Genomic DNA, 20091 nt, shown 5'->3' on the forward strand with positions numbered 1-20091 from the left:
CAGTCCGTCACCGGCCCTGCTCAGGGCGTCAGCACGATCCGTCCGAACACGTCACCTGCGTCCATCCGGCGGTGGGCCTCCGCAGCCTGCGCGAGAGGGAGGACATCGTCGACGATGGGTGTCAGCCGGCCGGCGACCGCATCGCGGAACAGCTCTTGCCGAGCCGTCGCGAGCGTGTCGCGCGGGACGGTGTCGAGACTGAACGTCGCGAACGACCGCGACTGCTGGAAGGCCGCGAGCAGGCGTCCGCCGAAGTCGGCGGGTGGCATGCCGGCGACGGCGCCGACCAGGACGAGCCGGCCGTTCGGGGCGAGCCGGTCGAGGAAGTCGGGCATCGCGGGGCCGCCGACGATGTCGACGACGACGTCGAACGCCTCCGGGGTGTCGCCCTGCTCCGGCTCGTGCCCCTGCTCCGGCTCGTGCCCCGGTTCCTGCTCCGGTTCCTGCTCCGGCTCCGGCCTCCGGCCCTGCCGGTCGAGGACGTGCGTGGCGCCGAGGGACCGGAGCCGCGCGCCACGTTCCGCCGAGCCGGTCGTCACGGCGACGGCCGACGCTCCGGTCCGGACTGCCAGCTCGACGGCCGCGATCCCGATGCTGCCCGCGGCACCGCGCACCAGGACCCGCTCGCCCGCGGCGAGGTGCGCGTGCGCCAGCGTGAACCGGGCGACCGGAGCCGCGGAGCCCAGCGCGACCGCGTCGACCGAGCTGAGCTCGTCGCCGAGCGGTGTGAGGTCACCGATCCGTGCGACGACCTGTTCGGCGTACGCGCCGCCGACGCCCGTGAAGGCCCAGACCCGTCGGCCGAGCCATGCCCGGTCGACTCCGTCGCCGACCGCGACGACGGTGCCCGCGGCCTCGCTGCCGGGCACGTACCCGGGGGCGATGCCGGGGCGGCCGAGCGTGCCCCGGCGGATGACGGCGTCCACTCCGCCGACGCCGATCGCCTCGGTCGCGATGACGACCTGGCCGGGGCCCGCGGAGGGTTCCGGAAGGTCGGTCGGGACGAGGCCGTCCGGTGGGCCGAACGTCTGGATGGTCACACCGTGCATGGCGACTCCTTCGGTGCCCGGTCGCACCGGGCGTGCCCGGTCGGTCCGGGCGGTGCCGACGCTAACGGACGCCCGCGTCCACTTGCGTAAAGTGGGACGGGTGACCGACGAGATGCCTCACCTCCGCGCCGACGCCCGCGAGAACCGCGACCGCGTGCTGCAGGCCGCGCGGGACCTCTTCGGCCAGCGCGGCCTCGAGGTCACGATGCGCGACGTCGCCCGGCACGCCGACGTCGGCCCCGCCACCCTCTACCGGCGCTTCCCGACGCGGCAGCACCTCGTCGACGCGGCCTTCGAGGACGAACTCGAGCTGTGCCGGTCGATCGTGTTCGAGGGTGCGCAGGAGCACGACCCGTGGACCGGTTTCCGGGCCGTCGTCGAGCGGATCGTCGAGCTCAACGCGCGGAACCAGGGCTTCGTCGACGCCCTCGTCGCCGAGGGGCAGGTCTCCGAGCGGCTCGCCCGGCACCGCGCCGAACTGCTCCGGGCGCTCGCCGAACTGTCGCTCCGCGCCAAGGCCGACGGGACGCTCCGGCAGGACTTCGTCGTCGACGACCTGCTGCTCGTGCTGTTGGCCGCGCGGGGCCTCCGCGGCGACGATGCGGGGGAGCGGTTGATCGCGGCTCGACGGTTCGCCGCGCTGGCGCTCGACTCGTTCCGCGAGGCGGACACGAACGCCCGGCTGCCGGAGCCCGCCCGCGTGGCGGCCGTCGCGCTGCGCGGGGTCTGACGGGGCGGACGCGCGGTGCGGGCGCGCGCTGCGGGCGCGCGCTGCGCTGTGGGCGCGCGTTGCGCGCGCTGCGGGCGCGCGCGGCGCGCGGCTGCGCGGTGTGCCGAGTCTCGGCAGGGCGGACAGTTTGTGCGCTGCGCGAGCCGCAGTTTGTCCGCCTGGCCGAGTCTCGGGTCGGCGCCACGCGGCGGCCACCGGCCCGGCGTGACCAGCGGGCGGCCTGGAGGCGCGGTGCCAGCTGGTGTCGCGCCTCCAGGCCGTCGCACGGTCTCGCCGTGACCTTCCTGCCCAGCGTCCGGACGGGAGCGGGGGCGGAATCGCGCGTAGGGGGCTGAATCGCTCGTAGGAGGCAGGAAGTTCTGACTGCCTACGCGCGGAACGGCCTCCTACGAGCGGAACGACCTCCTACGAGCGGAACTGCCCCAACGAGCGGAACGGCCCCCTACGAGCGGAACGGCCCGGAACGGCCTCGGGCGGGCGGAGGACAGACCGGGCCGCACACCCTCGGAATGGGGACCGGCGCCCCCTCAGACTGGGGACGGAGCAGCCCGGATCTGGCCCCGCACGCCAACTAGCGTTCACGGCGAACGGTCGACGCCCGGCCGTTCCGGCGTCCAGGGGACGGACGCCGCAGGTCACTGAGGGAGTGGCAGCGCATGCAGAAACGCTCATCGTTCCGGGTCACGGTCGCGGCCGTGCTCCTCACCGCCACGCTCGTCGCCGTGCCGCTCGGCCAGGGCTCGACGGCCGAGGCGGCAGCCGGAGCGCCGATCGGGAACATCGGCAAGTTCAAGCAGCGTGTCGTCGAGAACTTCACGACGCCGGCGGTCGCGGCGAAGGGGAAGTTCACGAAGACCTACGCCAAGAACTGGCAGCCGTACCCGGACGGCACCGGGGGGATGTACTTCTCCGGCTCGCAGATCAGCGGCCACGACGGGGTGATGGACGTCCTGCTCGACGGGAAGAAGGGTGCCGCCGGCACGTTCGGCACGGCGGCGGACGCCTGGACCCACGTGGGCGGGAAGTTCACCGTCCGTGCCCGGGCGACCGGCGGCGACGGGAACGGTGCGGCCTTCATGCTCTGGCCGAACTCGAACCGCTGGGCGGACGGCGAGATCGACTACCCCGAGGGGAACTTCGAGACGTCGCCGATGGTCTTCCAGCACTCGATGGTCCCCGGCAGCGAGATGAACGCCACCGAGCACTGGACGGGTGCCTCCTGGCGGAGCTGGCACACGTACTCGATCGAGTGGATCCCCGGGAAGTCGGTGAGCTACCAACTCGACGGCAAGGTCATCAAGACGATCACCCGTGACGTGCCGAAGACCGGGCACCGCTACATGTTCCAGGTCGGGAACTGGGGCAAGACGGGGCACCTCTACATCGACTGGTTCACCACGTACGACTACGTGAAGTGACCCGCCGCGCGGTGGCCGTCGTCAGTTGATGATCGCGCCGCGCTCGTCGGCGGCCAGCACGGCGAGCCGGTCCCGCCACGCCTGCAGGGCCTCGGGGGACAGCCGGGGCCAGTCGGTGACCTCGCGGACGACGCGGATCGGGTCGGTGCTGCGGTAGGAGCGCGTCGGGTTGCCGGGGAACTTCCGATCGGTGACGTTCGGGTCGTCCTCGAAGGCGCCGGTCGGCTCGACCTCGTACACGCGGGGGAGTCCGTCGCCCGCGGCGAGCTCGGCGGCGAGGCCGGCACCGTCCTGCACCGCCGTGAAGTACACGTGGTTCATCACGACCTCGGGCCGGTAGTTGGACCGGAACCCGGCGGTCAGCAGGCCGCCGACCGGCAGGTCCGCCTTGGTGCCGTGGAAGAAGGGGCCGTCGTCGAGTGCGTCGCTCACGGCGCCAGGGTAGCGCCGTGCGCGCGGGCCGGTGCCGTCAGAGCAAGCCGGTGCCGTCAGAGCAGGCCGGCGTCGTCGGACCGGTGCCTGCACCCCCGAGCCTGCGAGCACGTGCTCCCCGGCGATGTCAACCCCCAATAGGCGTTGCAAATAACAACTACGCTCCCTCGACGGGCGACCGAGATGCGGTCGTCCTGGCGTCCGGACCAGACGCCACGAGTCACGTCAGGGAGTGACAGCTCATGCACAAACGCACCACCAAGCGAGCCACGCTCGCCGCCGTGCTCCTCAGCGCCGCGCTCATCGCCGTGCCGCTGGGACAGGGAAGCGCCGCCTTCGCAGGGACGTCGGCACCGCGCGGGAACGTCGGATCCTTCCAGCAGCAGTTCGTCGAGAACTTCAGCACCACCGCGTCGGCGAAGGGGCAGTTCGCGAAGACCTACGCGAAGTCCTGGCAGCCGTACCCGGACGGCAGCGGAGGCATGTACTCCGCCGGCACCCAGGTCAGCTCGCACGACGGCCTCATGGACGTCGTGCTCGACGGCAAGAACGGTACGGCGGGCACCTTCGGGACCCCGACCGACGCATGGACGCACGTCGGCGGGAAGTTCTCGGTCCGTGCCAAGGCGACGGGCGGGACCGGGAACGGCGCGGCCTTCATGCTGTGGCCGACCTCCGACAAGTGGTCCGACGGGGAGATCGACTTCCCGGAGGGCAACTTCGAGTCCACGCCGATGGCGTTCCACCACTCGATGACGCCCGGGAACGAGGCCAGCGCGACCAGCGCATCGACGGGGGTGTCCTGGCGCAGCTGGCACACCTACTCCGTCGAGTGGATCCCCGGGAAGTCGGTGACCTACCTGGTCGACGGCAAGGTCGTCCAGAAGGTCACGAAGGACGTCCCGAAGACCGCGCACCGGTACATGTTCCAGGTGGGCAACTGGGGCGCGACCGGACACCTCTTCATCGACTGGGTCAGCACGTACGACTACGTGGGGTGACCCGACGGGTCCGCCGTCCGGCGCAGGGCATCTCCGCCCTGCGGTGGACGCGGGCGGCGGGCCCCCTCCCATAGCGTTGCCGCCGTGATCGAAGTTGAGCACCTCACCAAACAGTACGGTCCCAAGACCGCCGTCGACGACGTCTCGTTCGTCGTCCGGCCGGGTAGTGTGACCGGCTTCCTGGGCCCGAACGGCGCCGGGAAGTCCACCACGATGCGCATGATCATGGGGCTCGACCGCCCCACCGCGGGACGGGCGACGGTCAACGGCCAGCCGTACCAGAGCTTCCGTGACCCGCTGCGGCAGGTCGGCGCCCTCCTCGAGGCGAAGGCCGTCCACCAGGGCCGGAGCGCGTACAACCACCTCCTCTCGCTCGCGGCGACGCACGGCATCCCGAAGTCCCGCGTGCACGAGGTCATCGACCTGACCGGGCTGGACTCGGTCGCGAAGAAGCGGGTCGGTGGGTTCTCCCTCGGCATGGGCCAGCGGCTCGGCATCGCGGCGGCGCTCCTCGGCGACCCGAAGACCCTCATCCTCGACGAGCCGGTCAACGGTCTCGACCCGGACGGCGTGGTCTGGGTGCGGCAGCTCGCCCGGCGGATGGCCGCCGACGGCCGGACCGTGTTCCTGTCCAGCCACCTCATGAGCGAGATGGCCCAGACGGCCGACCGCGTCGTCGTCCTCGGCCGCGGCAAGGTGCTGGCGGACGCCCCGATCGCCGAGTTCCTCGCCGCGGGCGAAGCGAACGGCGGCGGCTCACGGGTGGTCGTCCGCACGCCCGCCCCGGACCAGCTGTTCCAGGCGATCGGGCCGAACGCGACGGTGACCCCGCGCGACGACGGCTCGTTCCTCGTGGTCGGGCCGGACGCCACGACGGTGGGGAACATCGCCGCGCAGGTCGGCGTCCCGCTGCACGAGCTCACCCCGAGCGGCGCGAGCCTCGAGGAGGCCTACATGGCCCTCACCCGGGACGACGTCGAGTACCGATCGGAGGAGACCCGATGACCGCCACCACCACCCTGCCGGACACCGTCCGCCTCGGCTTCGGCCGCCTCGTCCGGAGCGAGTGGATCAAGCTCCGCAGCATCCGGTCCACGCTCTGGTGCTACGCGATCCTCGTCGTCGTGACGATCGCGATGGCGCTGCTCCTCGGGAGCGCGCTCGAACCGAACGGCCCGCTCGCGACGGACGACGCGAACGAGACCCTCGTCACGATCAACACCGCGAGCGTCGCGTTGACGGCGCTCGTCGTCGCGGTCCTCGGCGTGCTCATCATCACGGGCGAGTACGGCACCGGGCAGATCCGGTCCACCTTCACCGCCGACCCGGGTCGCACCGGCGTGATCCTGGCGAAGGCCGCGGTCCTCGCGGTCTCGACCTTCGTGGTCAGCGCGGTCTCGATCTGGATCGGCGTCATCGCCTCCGCGGCGCTGCAGGCCGGCAAGGGCGTGCACGTGGACCTCGCCGACCCGTCGGTGTTCATGCCGCTCCTCGGTGCGTCGGTGTACGTCACGCTCCTCGCCCTGCTCGCCTACGGCTTCGGGCTGCTCGCCCGGTCGAGCGCGGGTGGCATCGCGATCACCCTCGGGCTCCTCCTGGTGCTGCCCGGTGTGCTCTCCCTGGCGGCGGGCGCGATCAACGCGCAGTGGCTGATGGACGTGGTCGAGTTCCTGCCGGCCCAGGCCGGCGGGCACCTGTTCGCGTACTCGTCCGGCGCGGGCGCGCCGCAGCAGCCCGGCGTCGTCCTCGACGGGTGGGGCGGGTTCGCCGTCCTCCTGGCCGAGGTGGTCGTCGTGGGCGCGGTCGCGCTCACGGTCGCACGTCGACGCGACGTCTGACGCGACCACGATCCGGACTGGAGGCGCGGTGCCAGCTGGCACTCCTCCCTCGCAGGCTCGGTCGGCGCGCCCCGCGTGACGCTGGCGCGTCAGCGCTCAGCGGGGCGCGCTCCCGTCCGTCATCTCCGCAGGATCTCGTACCGGTGGAGCGTCACGCCGTTGTCGAACGTCCGGTGCTCCAGCAGGTCCAGCAGCAGCGGCTGCTGGATCGCGTCGGCAGGGGAGTCGAAGAGCGGGCGCCCCGCGCCCAGCAGGGCGGGGTGCGTGAAGATCATGAGCTCGTCGAGCAGCCCCGCGGCGAGCAGCTGCGTCGCGATGTCCGCACCACCGACGCCGATGTCGCCCTCGGACTCGTCGCGGAGCGTCGCGAGCCGGGCGATGGCGCCCTCGCCGAAGATCGTCGTGTTGTGGTCGGCCGCCGTCCGCGAGCGGGACACGAGCACCTTCGGCATCGCCGTCCAGATCTCGCCGTACTCGCGGAGGTAGTCGGGCAGCGACTCGTCCGTCCGGGCATCCGGCCAGAACGGGTCCATCATGTCGTGGATCACGCGGCCCTCGACGCCCATCGTCATCGCCGCCGCCCGCTCGTTGAAGAAGCGGTGCAGCGGCTCGTCGATGCGGATCCACTCGGGCTCCCCGAGCTCGCCCGCCGTTCCGGGACGGCCCTCGATGAACCCGTCGAGCGAGACGTTCATCCAGTACACGAATCGAGCGGGCACGTCGGACTCCTTCGTCGAACCGGCCAGTGGCAGCGAGGCTACGCCCGCCCGGGGCCGGACGACAGGATCGTTCGGTACCGGAACCAAGCGTGACAACGTCTCAGGGAAGTCATAGGGTGCCCCGTGTCGGCCCTGAACCCGCCGACGCCCACGGAACCCGCGAGCGGCCACGACGTCGTGCCCGCCCACCCGTGGTGCCCGACGCGACGGCCGGCGCTCTTCTCGCCGCAGCCGCCTCCAGACTCCCCGACCGCCTCGTTGTGCGGTCGCGCGTCTTCGTACCCGGATCCTCCACCAAGGAGCGCATCACCATGAAACGCACCATCCTCGTCGGCGCCGTCGCCGCGCTCGCACTCGCGACCGTGGCCGTCGGCGCCCCCGCCCAAGCGGGCGGCAGCGACCACCGGTTGCCCGGCCTCCGGCTCGGCACCGCCACCACCCTCGCGACCGGACTCGTCTCGCCGCTCAGCCTCGAGGTCGACCAGCGCGGTCGGGTCGACGTCGCGCAGAACTTCGCCGGTCAGCTGACCCGGGTCGGTCCCGGCGCGACCCGGACGACCCTCGCGACCGCTCCCACCGGGCTGGAGATCGGCGCGGTGTCCTCGCGCGCCGACTCGGTCTACTACGCCCAGAACGACCAGCCGAACGGCGTCGCACGCCTCATGGTGCTGCCGCCGCGCGGGGCGGCACGGCAGCTCGCTGACCTCGGCGCGTACGAGGCCCGGGTGAACCCGGACCGCGTCAACGGCTACGGCTTCCGCGGACTGCCGTCGGCCTGCGCGGCGCAGGTCGACCCGACGGGTCCGGCCGGGCCCGCGCGGTACCGCGGGGTGGTCGACTCGCACCCGTACGCGTCCCTCGCCCAGCGTGAGGGCGTGTACGTCGCCGACGCCGGTGGGAACGACGTCCTCCGGGTGGGCTACGACGGTCGCGTCTCGACCGTCGCCGTGCTGCCGCCCCAGCCGCCGATCCGCGTCGACGCTGCCACGGCCGCTGAATTCGGGTTCCCCGCGTGCGTGGTCGGCTACGGGTACGCCTTCGAGCCGGTCCCGACCGACGTCGAGCGCGGCCCCGACGGCTGGCTCTACGTGTCGACCCTGCCGGGTGGCCCGGAGAGTGCCTCCCTCGGAGCACGCGGGAGCGTCTACAAGGTGAACCCGTGGAACGGCGCCGTGCAGCGCGTCGCGACCGGGTTCGTCGGCGCGACGAACCTCGCGGTCGACCAGCGGTCCGGCGCAGTGCTCGTCACCGAGCTGTTCGGCGGCGCAGCCGGTACCGGTCAGATCTCGGTCGTCTCGCCGTGGTCGGGTCGCACGGTGCAGACCTTCGCGGTGAGCTCGCCCGCCGCGATCGAACTCCGGAACGGCGCCGTGTACGCCACCACCGACGCGTTCGTGCCGGACGAGACCGGCAACCCGCAGCCCATCGGGAAGGTGGTCCGCTGGAGCATCAGCGACAGCCACAACCACTCCCGCTGGGGTGACGACGGGGCGCGCGGCTGGCAGTGAGGGACCGGGCGGACGACGGGAACTGACGTCGTGGAGATCGATCCGAGCGAGTACCGCCGCACGCTGGACCGTGCGGCGGTGCACGCGCTCGACTGGATCACCAGCCTGCCCGACCGGACGGTCCGACCGGAACTGGACGTCGAGGGCGTGCTCGCTGCCCTCGACCGTCCGCTCCCGGCCGGGCCGTCCGACCCGGCCGGGGTCGTCGACGAGCTCGCGGCGCTCGCCGGACCCGGGCTCATGGCGATGCCGTCCGGGCGGTTCTTCGGGTGGGTGATCGGCGGGACGCTGCCCGCCGCGATGGGTGCTGACTGGCTGGTGAGCGCCTGGGACCAGAACGCAGCCATGCGCTACCCGACGCCGGCCACCGCCGCGCTCGAACAGGTCGCGGGCACGTGGCTGCTCGACGTGCTCGGGCTGCCACCGGAGTCCGACGTCGGCTTCACGACCGGCGCGACGATGGCCAACTGGACCGGGCTCGCGGCGGCTCGCGCCTGGGTGCTCGACGGCGTCGGGTGGGACGTCAACACCGCCGGGCTCACCGGTGCGCCGCAGGTGACCGTCCTCGCCGGCGCGGAACGGCACACCTCCCTCGACCTCGCACTCCGCTACCTGGGGTTCGGGACGCCGACGCTCGTCGACGCGGACGACCAGGGACGGATCCTCGTCGACGACCTCCGGGCACACCTCGACCGGGTCGACGGGCCGGTGATCGCCTGCCTGCAGGCGGGCAACCTGCACTCCGGGGCGTTCGACCCGATGCGCGCCGCGATCGCGCTCGCCCACGAGCACGGTGCGTGGGTGCACGTCGACGGCGCGTTCGGGTTGTGGGCGGCCGCGAGTCCGGCGTTCCGAGCGGCGGTCGGAGGCGGTTCCGGTTCCGGTCCCGGTTCCGGCGACGGCGAGGGTTCCGACGGCGGTGCCGGTTCCGGCCTGGACGGGATCGAGACGGCGGACTCGTGGGCGACCGACGCGCACAAGACCCTCAACGTGCCCTACGACTGCGGGGTCGCGATCGTCTCCCGGCCGTCCGTCACCCGAGCCGCACTCGGGACGAGCACGGCGTACCTCATCCGCGACCCGGCGGACGTCTCCGAACCGTTCGACCTCGTGCCCGAGATGTCCCGGCGGGCCCGGGGCGTCCCGGTGTGGGCGGCACTCCGCCAGCTCGGACGGAGCGGCGTCGTCGACCTCGTCGACGGCCTCGTCGCGAACGCCCGAGCCCTGGCCGACGGACTCCGGGCGCTCCCCGGCGCGCAGGTCGTCAACGACGTCGTGTTCACCCAGGTGTGCGTGACGTTCGGCTCCGACGAGCGCACCAGGGCCGTCACCGCCCGGCTCATCGAGGAGGGAGCGGTGTGGATGTCCGGCTCGCGGTGGCGCGGGCTCGACGTCCTCCGCATCTCCGTCAGCAACTGGTCGACGGACGACGACGACGTGCGGTTCGCGATCGAGGCGGTGCGCCGCGCGGTCGACGCGACCGCGCGGTGAGGGACAGCACGGTTTCGGACGGCGTGGTTTCGGACGGTGCGGTGCGGTGCGGTGCGGGGACGGCGCGGTGCGGGGACGAACCGGTCCCCGATCTCCGCGGCGGGCGTACGCTCGCGCTCGTCAGCACGCTCCTCGACGACGAGAGCAGGTCCACCGTGCGCCGATCAACCAAGGCACTCCTCGCGATCGTGACGGTCGCCGGTCTCGCGACCACGTTCCTCCAGGCCGGTGCCGACGCGGTACCAGCGCTCGCCGCGGGCACGACGTCCGCACCTGGCGGGGCCCTGACCCACCAGGGCGGCGCGGCACCCACGCACCAGAACCCGATGGCGCTCGCGCTGCCCGACGGGCAGACGGCGGCGAGCTGCGCGGACCCGACCGTCATCCGCGGCGCCGGGCGCGACCGGAACTGGTACCTGTACTGCACGACCGACGCGCTGACCGCGAGCGAGCAGAACCCGGACGGTTCCCTCGTGCAGCACGGCGTGCCGACCTACCGGTCCACCGACCTCACCCACTGGACGTACGTGAACGACGCCTTCCCGACGAAGCCCGCATGGGTGGGGAACGCCAACGGCATCTGGGCCCCCGACGTCGTGTACCGCGCCGGCAGTCACGGCAGCGCCGGGACCTGGTACCTCTACTACGCCGCGTCGGACACCCCGACCGCGACGGCCCCCACCGGCGGTGGATCGGCAGTGGGCGTGGCGACGAGCTCCAGCCCGACCGGGCCGTGGACCGACTCCGGCGGACCCGTGGTCGCTCCGGGAGGGCGTTGGGAGTTCGACCCGGAGGTCATCACCGACGGGGGGAGCACCTACGTGTACTTCGGCAGCTACTTCGGCGGCGTGAACGTCCGGCGTCTGACTGCCGACGGCCTGCGCTCCGACCCGTCGACGGAGCGGCAGATCGCGATCGACAACCGGTACGAGGGCGCGTACCTGATGCACCACGACGGGTGGTGGTACTTCATGGGATCCGCCACGAACTGCTGCAACGGCGCCCTCACCGGGTACGGCGTCTTCGTCGCCCGATCCCGCAGCCCGCTCGGCCCGTTCACCGACCAGGACGGGGTCGCCATCACCAGCACCCGGGTCGGCGGCACACCGATGCTCGCGCAGAACGGGAACCGCTGGGTCGGGACCGGGCACAACACCGTCGTCACCGACTTCGCCGGGCAGGACTGGATCGTCTACCACGCGGTCGACCGGAAGGACCCGTACTACGCGGGGCAGGCGACCTACACGAAGCGTCCGGTGCTCATCGACCCGCTCGACTGGGTACGGGGCTGGCCGGTGGTCCGCGGAGGCGCCGGACCCTCCGACACCGTGCAACCGGGCCCCGTGGCGCAGCCGGGGCAGCGGGCGACGTACCGCGCGTCGATCGCCACAGTGGACGTGCCGGGGCGGTTGATCCGCTCGGCCTCGACGTCGTTCGACGGCTCCGCGCTGCCACCCGCGCTCACCTGGACCCGCGAACCCGCCGCGTCGACCTGGACCGTCAGCGGCGGTGCGTTCCGCTGGCAGACGCAGGCCGCCGACATCCACCCGCCGGCGACGCCGCTCGCCTCGGTGCTCACCGAACCGGCGCCGCGCGGCGACTACGTCCTCCAGACGACCGTCGCCGTCGACACCCCGGCCACCGGCGACGGGGTGAACTACGTGCAGGGCGGGCTCATCGTGTACGGGGACGACGGCAATTACGTCCGCCTGACCTCGAACTCGATCTTCAACACGCGGCAGACGGAGTTCGGGAAGGAGGTCTCGCCGCAACCCGCGGGAGCGCCGAACTACGGGAACATGGTCGTCGGGCCGGTGGGGGACCGGACGACGCTGCGGATCGTGCACCGTGTCGTCGGCGGGGACGACCGGTACACCGCGTACACCAGCGTCGACGGTCGGCACTTCGTCCGGGGTGGGACCTGGACCGCGGACCTCGGGTCGAGCCCGCGGGTCGGGCTGATCTCGCTCGGTGGGGCGGGGTTCACGAGCACGTTCGACGACCTGCGGGTGAGCACGGTGCGGACGGCGGACTCTGCGCGGTGAGATCGCACTTTCGCGGCCCTCGCCGGCCCCGTCGGCCGCGAAAGTGCGATCTCACGCGTCAGAAACCCGCCCCGAGGCGGCGTCCTCGCCCCCGTTGAGCCGGAGAACGAAGTCCGGTCGGCCCCCGCTCCGCCGCGATGCGATGATGCATCGTTGCGTGCTGCTGCCGAGAACGAGGGTGTGATGGGTCCGAGTGAAGGACACGAGGGGCGATCACCGCTCCTCGACGGGCGGTACCGCCTCGAAGCGGCGATCGGGCAGGGCGGGATGTCCGTCGTGTACCGCGGGGTGGACGAGAGCCTCCACCGCCCGGTCGCGATCAAGGTCTTCCACGCCGGCATCGTCGACATCGCCCGGCAGGAGGCCGAGCTCGGCGTCCTCGCCTCCCTCGAGCACCACAACCTCGTCAGCCTGCTCGACGCCGGCATCGTCACCGGCCAGGACGGCACGCAGCAGCGCTTCATCGTGATGGCGCTCGTCGTCGGCCAGGACCTCGAGGCCCGACTGTCCGTCGGCCCGCTCGCGTCGCGGCACATCGCCGAGATCGGCTACGACATGGCCGAGGCGCTCCACTACATCCACGCCCACGGTGTCGTGCACCGCGACATCAAGCCGTCGAACATCCTGCTCGTCGACTACGGCAACGACTCCGACCGTGCCCGTGCCCGGCTGACGGACTTCGGCATCGCGCTCGCCGCAGGGGTCGAGCGGCTGACGGCCGACGGCGTGACGACGGGCACGGCCGCCTACCTCAGCCCGGAGCAGGCGCGCGGTGGCGACGTCGGGCCGGCGAGCGACGTGTACTCGCTCGGCCTCGTCCTGTTGCAGTGCTTCACCCGGCGCCGGGAGTTCCCCGGCTCACTGGTCGAGTCCGCCGTCGCACGGCTCTCCCGCGACCCCGTCGTCCCCGAGCCCCTGCCCGAGCACTGGAAGCAGCTGCTCCGCGCGATGACCGCGCAGGACCCGGCCGCGCGCCCACTCGGTGCCGAACTCGTCACGCTGCTGCGGGACGTCGTCATCGCCGAGACCTCCGGCAGCGACCACGTCGTCGACCCCACGGTCGACACCGCGCCGATGCCCGCCGAGCCCCGGCCCGGCACCGACGCCGGCAGCACCGGCACCGGCACCGGCACCGGGACCCGCACCGGCACCGACCCCGACGCGGCCCGCCCCGCCACGCTCGACTCCCTACCCAACGAGTCCCTGCAGCGCACGACGGCGATGGCTGCCCGGCTCTTCGACGCTCCGATCGCCCTGGTCGAGGTGCTCGACGAGGACCGCGAGTGGTCGCAGTCCTACATCGCCGAAGGTGTCGACGAGTCCGCACGGAGCATCAGCTTCCGGAACGGCTTCGCACCCGTGCCGATCCCGGTCGTCATCCCGGACGGCTCCACGCACCCGGAGATGCAGCACAGCCCGCTCGTCACCGGTCCGCTCGGCATCCGGTTCTACGTCAGCGTGCCGCTGGTCAAGCACGACGGGACCGCGATCGGCACCCTCGCCGTGCTCGACACCCGTGCTCGCCAGGCGACCGAGGCGGACCTCGAGAACCTCCGTGACCTGGCCGCGCTGGCCGTCACGCAGCTCGAGCTCCGGCAGGAGTCGCTCCGCACCACGAGCGAGTCCATCCCGCTCGGGCAGCGGACCGGCAACTAGCCGTCAGCCCTCGGTGAGCGCCGCCGCGTAGGCACGGACCGACCGGTTGTAGCGCGGCAGCGTCGGCTCGACAGCCTCGATCGCCACGCGGAGGGCTTCGTCGTGCCGCCCGGCGCTGTGCAGCGCGAGCGCGAGGAACACCCGCGGCGCGGCACCGGTCGCCGGGTGCTCGGGGGCGTCTCGGAGCATCGCGATCGCTTCCTCGACACGACCGAGGTTCCTCAGGGTCGATGCGTGCTGCACGACGAGCTGCGCGGCGCGCACCGGGTCGACGTCCGCCAGACCGGCGGCCGTCGCGGCCGTGTAGTGCACGTCCGCCTCGGCCTCGTGCCCCGCGGAGTCGAGCGCCCCGCCCAGTTCGAACGCACCGAGCGCGGGGTGCGGTGCACGCGCCGCCAGGTCGCGCATGCGCGCGGTGCGCGCCGCGTCGTCGACGGTCTCGTCACTCCAGAGAGCGGCGATCTGGTGCTCCCAATCACCGGCCTGGAGGCGCGTCACATCTCCGCCACGCGCCTCCCGTCCGGTGGTGGTCGCGTCGTGCGTCTCGGTCATGCGGACCAGGGTAGTGGCGCGGACGGCGGGGCCGGCGTGGTCGTTGCGCGCGCGGCCTTGCGACGTCGCGGTTGTCGTACGACTGCGGCTTCGACGCTGGTTGCGCGCGGCGGTCAGCGCTGGGGGAGGAGGCCGTCGGCGACCGTCGCGCGGAAGGACCGCACGAGGGGGATGTCCGGGCGGACGAGGGCCGGCTGCTGCCAGGCGAGCGCGGAGCCGACGGCGGGGTACTCGGCGGCGCGGACGAACCACGGGTCGTGGTGGTCGAGCGCTTCGAGCCGGATCGAGGCCGGGCTGCCGTCGAAGACCGCTGACCACTCGACCCAGGGTGCGACCGACCCGTGCACGGCGTCCTCGCCCTCCGCGTTGGCGGTGCGGACGGTGATGTCGTCGCAGGCGGCGAACCGCCAGAAGAACCCGCCGTAGCCCGCGCCGACCCGGCCGTTGCTGCCCGGGCCGCCGAGGTGGACCACGTGCGGGCCGGGGGAGCGGAACGACGACGACCAGGTCAGCTCCCAGCCGCTGTCGACCGTTCGCCACGCGAGGAGGCGGTCCTCGTGGAGGACCACCGCGCGGTCCGGCCCGCGCCAGACGAGCTCCTGCGTGGTCGTCCCACCGTGCTGCCCACCGTGCTGCTCGGCGTGCACGACCTCGACGCTGCCGTGGTCATCCCGCCAGACGTAGCCCTGGCCGTGCACGTACGTCCGACCACCCCAGCAGTTGACGCCCTCCACGTCGGGGACGGCGAACCCGACACCGCAGTGCCAGTCGTGGTCGGCGGGGTGGTGCGCCGTGACGACGGAGCCGCCGAGCGTCCGGACGGGGTGCAGGTACGGACGGGGGGAGGACGTGGCGATGGTGCCGGCGCCGTCACGTTCGGTGGCGACCTCCGCCCCGTCGACGCGCAGGACCTGCAGCACCTCGTCCGTGGCGGTGTGGGCCCAGGGGGCGCCGACCTCGGAGAACAGCGCGCGTTCGTCCGCCGCGCGGTCGACGATCGCCTCGATGTCGGTCACCAGCGGTCGTCGGTCGGGGCCCTCGCCCTCCCACGTCACCCAGGGGTGGTCGATCTGGACGGGTTCGGTGGCGCGGACGGCCTCGAGGACCTCGACGAACGCCCCCGTGGAGACGAGCGGCACGAGCAGCTCGTCGCCGGACGACCGGTGCGCGAGGAGGTTCTCGAGCAGGTCGGTCCGGCCCACGGCCTCGGTGACGCCGTCCACCGTGACCTCGTCCGACGTGTAGTGCAGGACCGCGCTGCCGGTCGTGCCGCGGACCCGCACGGTGGGGAGTACCTCGCTCGGCCCGCAGAGCGTGAGGGCGGCGGTCGCCTCGAGCCCGGCGGCCGAGGTGACCCGGACAGCCGAGGTGTCGTCACCGTCGATCGCGTTCGCCCGGTACAGCTCGACCTCGACCCGCGCGACGTCGGCCGCGCGACGGCAGCCGACCAACGCCAGGGCGGTCGCGACGGCGTGCGCGAGGGGGTTCGTGACGACGCCGTCGAGCACGTCGACCCCGCCGACCCGGCGCCGTCCGGCCCACCCGGAGCGGTCCCAGTACGCACGGCTCCGCGTCCAGGTGCCGACGGCGGCGGCGGAGCGGACCGTGCCGACGAGCGACCCGTCGCGGAAGGCGGGGAGCGCATCGGAGCCGAGACTCTGGAACCCGACCTGGACGACACGGCCGGTCCGGCGCTCGGCGTCGAGCAGGCTGGCGAGGGCCTCACGGGTGGTCACCGGCGGCTTCTCGAGGAGGACGTCCGCGCCGGACTCGAGCGCGGCGACGGCGAGGGGCAGGTGCGCGCCGATCGGGGCCGCGATCACGACGACGTCGACGGGACCGTGCTCGCGGGCGGCGACGACGTCGGTCGCGACGGGGCTGCCACCGTCCGTCGCGGCGCCGAGCGTGGGGTCGACGACGGCGGTCAGCGTGCACACGCCCGAGGCGACCAGTCGGTCGATGTTCGCGCGGTGGTGCAGGCCGTACCCGCGCGCCCCGACGAGCACCACGCCCGGCAGGGTCATCGACCGGTGCCGATCCTGATGCGGGTCCGGCCGGGGGAGCGACCGGTGACCTGGACGTGCTCGCCGTCGGGTCGGTCCGTGCCGCCGAGGAACGCGTAGTCCTGCCCCGGCGCGTAGAACGCCGGCTGCTCCGGACCGCTGCCGTTGCCCGGCCCGAACGTGATCGACGAGGAGCCAGCGCGGTAGCGCCCGTCGCCCGCGACGAGGACGCGCTCCCGGGTCGCGGCGTCGGTGCTCACACCCGAGAAGGTACCCCCGGCGCGGAAGGTGAGTTGCAACGACCACGGCACGTCGGCGCCCTCGGTCACGACGTCGAGCACGACCGCGTCGGGCGTGACGGCGACCTCGACCGTCGTGGTGAGCGAGACCCGGTCCTGGTCTCGTGCGTCGAAGGCCATCGACGCCGAGAACCGTCCCTCGTCGCCGAGCTCGTACGCGCCGTCGCTCCGCCGGGCAGCGGTCGGCAGCGGCTGGTGGTAGCCGGCGGACACCGTCTCGGTGAGGCGGAAGCGCCCGTCCCCCAGGTCGTCCAGCACGGTCGGCCGGAAGGGGCCGAGGCCGAAGAACTCCCGCGACAGCCGGACGTCCGACAGCACGACGTCGCCCGCGAGGACGCGGAGGAACGTCGGGCTGTTGGCGAGGCCGGAGCGGACGTGACCGGTGGCGGGGACGTCCGACCCGGCGAACAGCACGACGCTCCGGTCGGCCTCGCGGACGTGCACGACTCGGGCAGCGGCGAAGTGCGCGGTCCCGAGGGGGAGCGGAGCCGCCTCGGGGAGTGGACGGGCGAGGATCGGGTCGGTCATGGCGCGGGCGGCGACGGCTCCCGGCTGCCACATCTCGGCGACCGCGGCCCGGGCGGCGACCGCGGCCAGGTCAGCACGCCCGTCGAGGACGGCGACGTGCCACAGCAGCGGAGCGAAGGCGCCGATGCCGAACGGCTTCGACTGGTCCTGCCGGCGGGACTGCACGGTCTCGACGGTGTCGTCGGGCAGGAGGAGCGCGAGCGTGGCGTCGAGGGACCGGCGGACCGGATCGAGCAGGGCCGGGCGTTCGAGCACCTCCGCGAGCACGAGGAACGACGGGCACGACACCGCCGCCGCGTAGTTCGGGCTCCGCTCCGACCAGAGGCCGTCCGCGTCGATGTCGGGCCCCTCGGCGAGCCACTCGTCGATCCGGGCGACGAGCGCGGCGTCCGGGTGGAGTCGGTGGATCCTGGCGAGTGCGGCCGCGATCTCCCACCGGTGGTTCGGCGTGTGCACGCCGCCGGTCAGGAGCGCCGGGGCCGCTCGCCGGACGATCGCGTCGAGGTCGTCAGCGAGTTCCGCCGCTGCCGGGACGGAGTCCCGGTAGGGGGCCAGCAGCTGGAGGGCGTCGCAGACGTCGTTGACGGTGAACGCCGAGTCCGGCGGCGAGAGCACGTTGTCACCGCCGACGAACGTGCCGCCCGGTGACTGCCGGGCCGCGAGGTGCCGGACCCAGCCGTGCGCGGTGGCGAGGTCCGGGTCGTGGTGATCCGTTCCTCCAGGCCCGCTCCGGACCCACGCACCGACCAAGGTGAGCGCGCGTGCCATCAGTTCACGGTGTTGGAGCGTCGCTGGGTCGTCGTCGGCGAGCCGGAGGCGGGCGGCCTCCGCGTCGGCGGCCGGGCCGACGGCGTCGAGGAAGCCCATCAGTCCTTGAGACCCGCGTTGAGGTCCGCGCCGTTCACGTACTTCTGGAACACCAGGTACAGGAGCAGCAGCGGGATGATCGAGATCACCGAGGCGCCGAGCAGGACCGTCCAGTTGACGTTCTCGGCCCCGACGATGCTCTGCAAGGCGATCTGGATCGTGAACTGGTGCGGGTCGTTGAGGACCAGCAGCGGCCAGATGTAGTCGTTCCAGCGCCACTGGAACGAGAAGATCGCGAGCGTCAGCATGATCGGCCGGGAGATCGGCAGCATGATGCGCCAGAAGATCCCGAACTCGCTTGCACCGTCGATGCGGGCGGCCTCGACGAGGTCGTCCGGCACCGTGATGAAGAACTGCCGGAACATGAAGATGCCGGTCGCGGTGATGACCGACGGCACGATGATGCCGGCCAGCGAGTCGTACATGCCGAGGTCGCGGATCACGATGAACGTCGGCGCGAGGATGACCTCCGTGGGGAGCATCGTCGTCGCGAGGATGCAGACGAAGAACACCTTGAGCCACTTGTTGTCGTACTTCGCCAGGGCGTACCCGGTGGCGGCGCTCGCCAGGACGGTCAGGACCGTGGTGACGAGGGCGACGATGATCGTGTTGCCGAAGTACCGGGCGAAGTCGTAGCTCGACCAGGCCTCGACGAAGCCGCTGATCGACCACGTCTTCGGGAGCAGGGTGAGCGGGTACGAGAACAGTTCGCCGCCGGGCTTGAAGGCGCTCAGGACGAACCAGAGGACCGGGAAACCGAACGCGATGATGAAGACCCAGAGGAGGGCGGTCGCCGCGATGGCCTTGGGGCGGGGCGGGCCCTGGTGGGCCTGCTTGCGGGCGCGCTTGGAGTTCGTGCGCGCCGTGGCCGTCGTGCCTCGGGTCGCTGTGCCCCGGGTGCCGGGGGTGCCCGGGGTGCCGGGGGTGCCCGGGGTGCCGGGGGTGCCCGGGGTGCCGGGTGCGGGCATGGTGGCGGTCATCGACGGGCCTCCGTCCGACGGTTCACGGCCAGCTGGATGAGCGCGATGGCCATGAGGATGAGCATGAGGACCATCGACGCCGCACTCGCGTAGCCGATGTGGGCGTTCTGGAACCCGTTCGTGTAGATGTACTGCACGAGCAGGTTGTTGTCGGTACCGGGGCCGCCGCCGTTGAGCGCCTGGATCGTGGCGAACTCCTTGAAGGCGCCGAGCGACGACAGCAGGATCACGATGAAGGACGTCGGCGCGATGCTCGGCAACGTGATGTAGCGGAACTGGTGCCAGGCGCCGGCACCGTCGAGCGACGCGGCCTCGTAGTACGACGGCGGCACGTTCCGGATCGCGGCGACGAACAGCAGCATGTTGAACGCCGCCCCGGCCCACGCGGTGGCGAACACCACGACGAGCAGCGACAGGTCCGCGTTCGACTGCCACGGCACCGCCTTGCCGCCGAAGGACTCGATGACGAAGTTCGCCAGGCCGAAGTTCTCGCCGAACATCCACCGCCAGATCACACCGGTGACGATGGGGGAGATGAGCCACGGCACGAAGAACACGATGCGGGCGACGCTCCTGCCCTTCGCCGCGGGGCTCGTGAGCATGAGGGCCATCGACAGCGCCAGGACGAAGCCGAGCGGCACCGCGACGATGGCGTAGACGAACGTGCGGAGCAGCGCCGCGTAGAAGGTGTTGTCGGCGAAGAGCTCGAAGTAGTTCTCGAGGCCGATGAACTTCGGGTCGACGACACCGTTGTAGTCGGTGAACGAGTAGCCGAGGCCGATGACGGCGGGCCAGACGAAGAACACCACGAACAGGACGGCGTTGACGCTCACGAACAGGATCGGGGCGAGGACGGGTCGGCTGACGCCGGAGCGGCGGCGCTTCGTCGTCCGAGCGGCGCCGGGCCTGCCGGGCGGGACCGGGGTGGGCACGGCGGTCTGCACGTCGCCGGCTGCGGTGGGGATGCTCACGATG

The 20091-nt window shown here is 72.4% G+C and carries 17 protein-coding genes; 9 read left to right on the forward strand and 8 right to left on the reverse strand.

The window, feature by feature from the left end; genetic code table 11:
- Nucleotides 1-20: 20 nt before the first annotated feature.
- On the reverse strand, nt 21-1049 hold the full coding sequence (locus DEJ28_RS06300) for a zinc-binding dehydrogenase (RefSeq protein ID WP_111115605.1): 1029 nt from the start codon (nt 1047-1049) through the stop codon (nt 21-23).
- A gap of 100 nt (nt 1050-1149) precedes the next feature.
- Here DEJ28_RS06300 and DEJ28_RS06305 point away from each other — a divergent pair, with 100 nt between their 5' ends.
- Both DEJ28_RS06305 and DEJ28_RS06310 read left to right on the forward strand, forming a co-directional pair.
- On the forward strand, nt 1150-1779 hold the full coding sequence (locus DEJ28_RS06305; protein ID WP_258368057.1) for a TetR/AcrR family transcriptional regulator: 630 nt from the start codon (nt 1150-1152) through the stop codon (nt 1777-1779).
- A 656-nt stretch (nt 1780-2435) separates the two neighbouring features.
- Nucleotides 2436-3197 carry a glycoside hydrolase family 16 protein gene (locus DEJ28_RS06310; RefSeq protein WP_111115604.1) on the forward strand — a complete coding sequence of 254 codons (762 nt, stop codon included), beginning with the start codon at nt 2436-2438 and terminating at the stop codon, nt 3195-3197.
- Nucleotides 3198-3218: 21 nt separating this feature from the next.
- Here the strand turns inward: DEJ28_RS06310 and arr are convergent, their stop codons facing one another.
- Nucleotides 3219-3629: an NAD(+)--rifampin ADP-ribosyltransferase gene (gene arr / locus DEJ28_RS06315; RefSeq protein ID WP_111115603.1), complete on the reverse strand. Its 411-nt coding sequence runs from the start codon at nt 3627-3629 to the stop codon at nt 3219-3221.
- 242 nt (nt 3630-3871) lie between these two features.
- Between arr and DEJ28_RS06320 the strand changes: the two genes are divergently transcribed.
- The 3 genes from DEJ28_RS06320 to DEJ28_RS06330 all read left to right on the forward strand — a co-directional run bounded on the left by DEJ28_RS06320 (nt 3872) and on the right by DEJ28_RS06330 (nt 6468).
- Nucleotides 3872-4630 (forward strand): glycoside hydrolase family 16 protein, encoded by a 759-nt coding sequence (locus DEJ28_RS06320; RefSeq protein WP_111115602.1) that lies wholly within the window; start codon nt 3872-3874, stop codon nt 4628-4630.
- Between the two features lie 84 nt (nt 4631-4714).
- Complete coding sequence (locus DEJ28_RS06325) at nt 4715-5635, forward strand: ABC transporter ATP-binding protein (RefSeq protein WP_111115601.1); 921 nt, start codon at nt 4715-4717, stop codon at nt 5633-5635.
- A complete protein-coding gene (locus tag DEJ28_RS06330) occupies nt 5632-6468 on the forward strand; it encodes an ABC transporter permease (protein ID WP_111115600.1) in 837 nt (278 codons plus the stop codon). The genes DEJ28_RS06325 and DEJ28_RS06330 overlap by 4 nt, the downstream gene beginning before the upstream one ends.
- A gap of 119 nt (nt 6469-6587) precedes the next feature.
- On the opposite strand, the gene DEJ28_RS06335 is transcribed toward DEJ28_RS06330, so the two are convergent.
- A complete protein-coding gene (locus DEJ28_RS06335; protein ID WP_111115599.1) occupies nt 6588-7187 on the reverse strand; it encodes a dihydrofolate reductase family protein in 600 nt (199 codons plus the stop codon).
- Between the two features lie 311 nt (nt 7188-7498).
- Here DEJ28_RS06335 and DEJ28_RS06340 point away from each other — a divergent pair, with 311 nt between their 5' ends.
- The 4 genes from DEJ28_RS06340 (at nt 7499) to DEJ28_RS06355 (ending at nt 13887) form a co-directional block, all read left to right on the forward strand.
- The gene (locus tag DEJ28_RS06340; RefSeq protein WP_111115598.1) at nt 7499-8695 is read left to right on the forward strand and encodes a ScyD/ScyE family protein; all 1197 of its coding nucleotides are present in this window, start codon (nt 7499-7501) and stop codon (nt 8693-8695) included.
- A gap of 30 nt (nt 8696-8725) precedes the next feature.
- On the forward strand, nt 8726-10186 hold the full coding sequence (locus DEJ28_RS06345) for a pyridoxal-dependent decarboxylase (protein ID WP_111115597.1): 1461 nt from the start codon (nt 8726-8728) through the stop codon (nt 10184-10186).
- A 155-nt stretch (nt 10187-10341) separates the two neighbouring features.
- Complete coding sequence (locus DEJ28_RS06350; RefSeq protein ID WP_146248851.1) at nt 10342-12231, forward strand: glycoside hydrolase family 43 protein; 1890 nt, start codon at nt 10342-10344, stop codon at nt 12229-12231.
- Between the two features lie 183 nt (nt 12232-12414).
- Nucleotides 12415-13887 (forward strand): protein kinase domain-containing protein, encoded by a 1473-nt coding sequence (locus tag DEJ28_RS06355; RefSeq protein ID WP_111115595.1) that lies wholly within the window; start codon nt 12415-12417, stop codon nt 13885-13887.
- 3 nt (nt 13888-13890) lie between these two features.
- On the opposite strand, the gene DEJ28_RS06360 is transcribed toward DEJ28_RS06355, so the two are convergent.
- From DEJ28_RS06360 to DEJ28_RS06380, 5 genes are all read right to left on the reverse strand, one after another.
- Entirely contained in the window at nt 13891-14439 is a 549-nt protein-coding gene (locus tag DEJ28_RS06360; protein ID WP_146248850.1) for a tetratricopeptide repeat protein, read from the reverse strand.
- 113 nt (nt 14440-14552) lie between these two features.
- Nucleotides 14553-16463: a DUF6807 family protein gene (locus DEJ28_RS06365; RefSeq protein ID WP_111115594.1), complete on the reverse strand. Its 1911-nt coding sequence runs from the start codon at nt 16461-16463 to the stop codon at nt 14553-14555.
- A complete protein-coding gene (locus DEJ28_RS06370; protein WP_111115593.1) occupies nt 16460-18136 on the reverse strand; it encodes a hypothetical protein in 1677 nt (558 codons plus the stop codon). The genes DEJ28_RS06365 and DEJ28_RS06370 overlap by 4 nt, the downstream gene beginning before the upstream one ends.
- A complete protein-coding gene (locus DEJ28_RS06375; protein WP_284180773.1) occupies nt 18136-19116 on the reverse strand; it encodes a carbohydrate ABC transporter permease in 981 nt (326 codons plus the stop codon). Before DEJ28_RS06375 ends, DEJ28_RS06370 begins: the two co-directional genes overlap by 1 nt.
- Nucleotides 19113-20087 (reverse strand): carbohydrate ABC transporter permease, encoded by a 975-nt coding sequence (locus tag DEJ28_RS06380; protein ID WP_220034628.1) that lies wholly within the window; start codon nt 20085-20087, stop codon nt 19113-19115. Before DEJ28_RS06380 ends, DEJ28_RS06375 begins: the two co-directional genes overlap by 4 nt.
- Nucleotides 20088-20091 lie beyond the last annotated feature (4 nt).

The organism is Curtobacterium sp. MCPF17_002, from assembly GCF_003234115.2.
Lineage (GTDB): Bacteria > Actinomycetota > Actinomycetes > Actinomycetales > Microbacteriaceae > Curtobacterium.

Coding starts and splice junctions, on each gene's coding strand:
- DEJ28_RS06300 (WP_111115605.1), bottom strand. CDS start 1,049: ATGCACGGTGTGACCATCCAGACGTTCGGCCCACCGGACGGCCTCGTC.
- DEJ28_RS06310 (WP_111115604.1), top strand. CDS start 2,436: ATGCAGAAACGCTCATCGTTCCGGGTCACGGTCGCGGCCGTGCTCCTC.
- DEJ28_RS06320 (WP_111115602.1), top strand. CDS start 3,872: ATGCACAAACGCACCACCAAGCGAGCCACGCTCGCCGCCGTGCTCCTC.
- DEJ28_RS06330 (WP_111115600.1), top strand. CDS start 5,632: ATGACCGCCACCACCACCCTGCCGGACACCGTCCGCCTCGGCTTCGGC.
- DEJ28_RS06340 (WP_111115598.1), top strand. CDS start 7,499: ATGAAACGCACCATCCTCGTCGGCGCCGTCGCCGCGCTCGCACTCGCG.
- DEJ28_RS06355 (WP_111115595.1), top strand. CDS start 12,415: ATGGGTCCGAGTGAAGGACACGAGGGGCGATCACCGCTCCTCGACGGG.
- DEJ28_RS06360 (WP_146248850.1), bottom strand. CDS start 14,439: ATGACCGAGACGCACGACGCGACCACCACCGGACGGGAGGCGCGTGGC.
- DEJ28_RS06365 (WP_111115594.1), bottom strand. CDS start 16,463: ATGACCCTGCCGGGCGTGGTGCTCGTCGGGGCGCGCGGGTACGGCCTG.
- DEJ28_RS06370 (WP_111115593.1), bottom strand. CDS start 18,136: ATGGGCTTCCTCGACGCCGTCGGCCCGGCCGCCGACGCGGAGGCCGCC.
- DEJ28_RS06375 (WP_284180773.1), bottom strand. CDS start 19,116: ATGACCGCCACCATGCCCGCACCCGGCACCCCGGGCACCCCCGGCACC.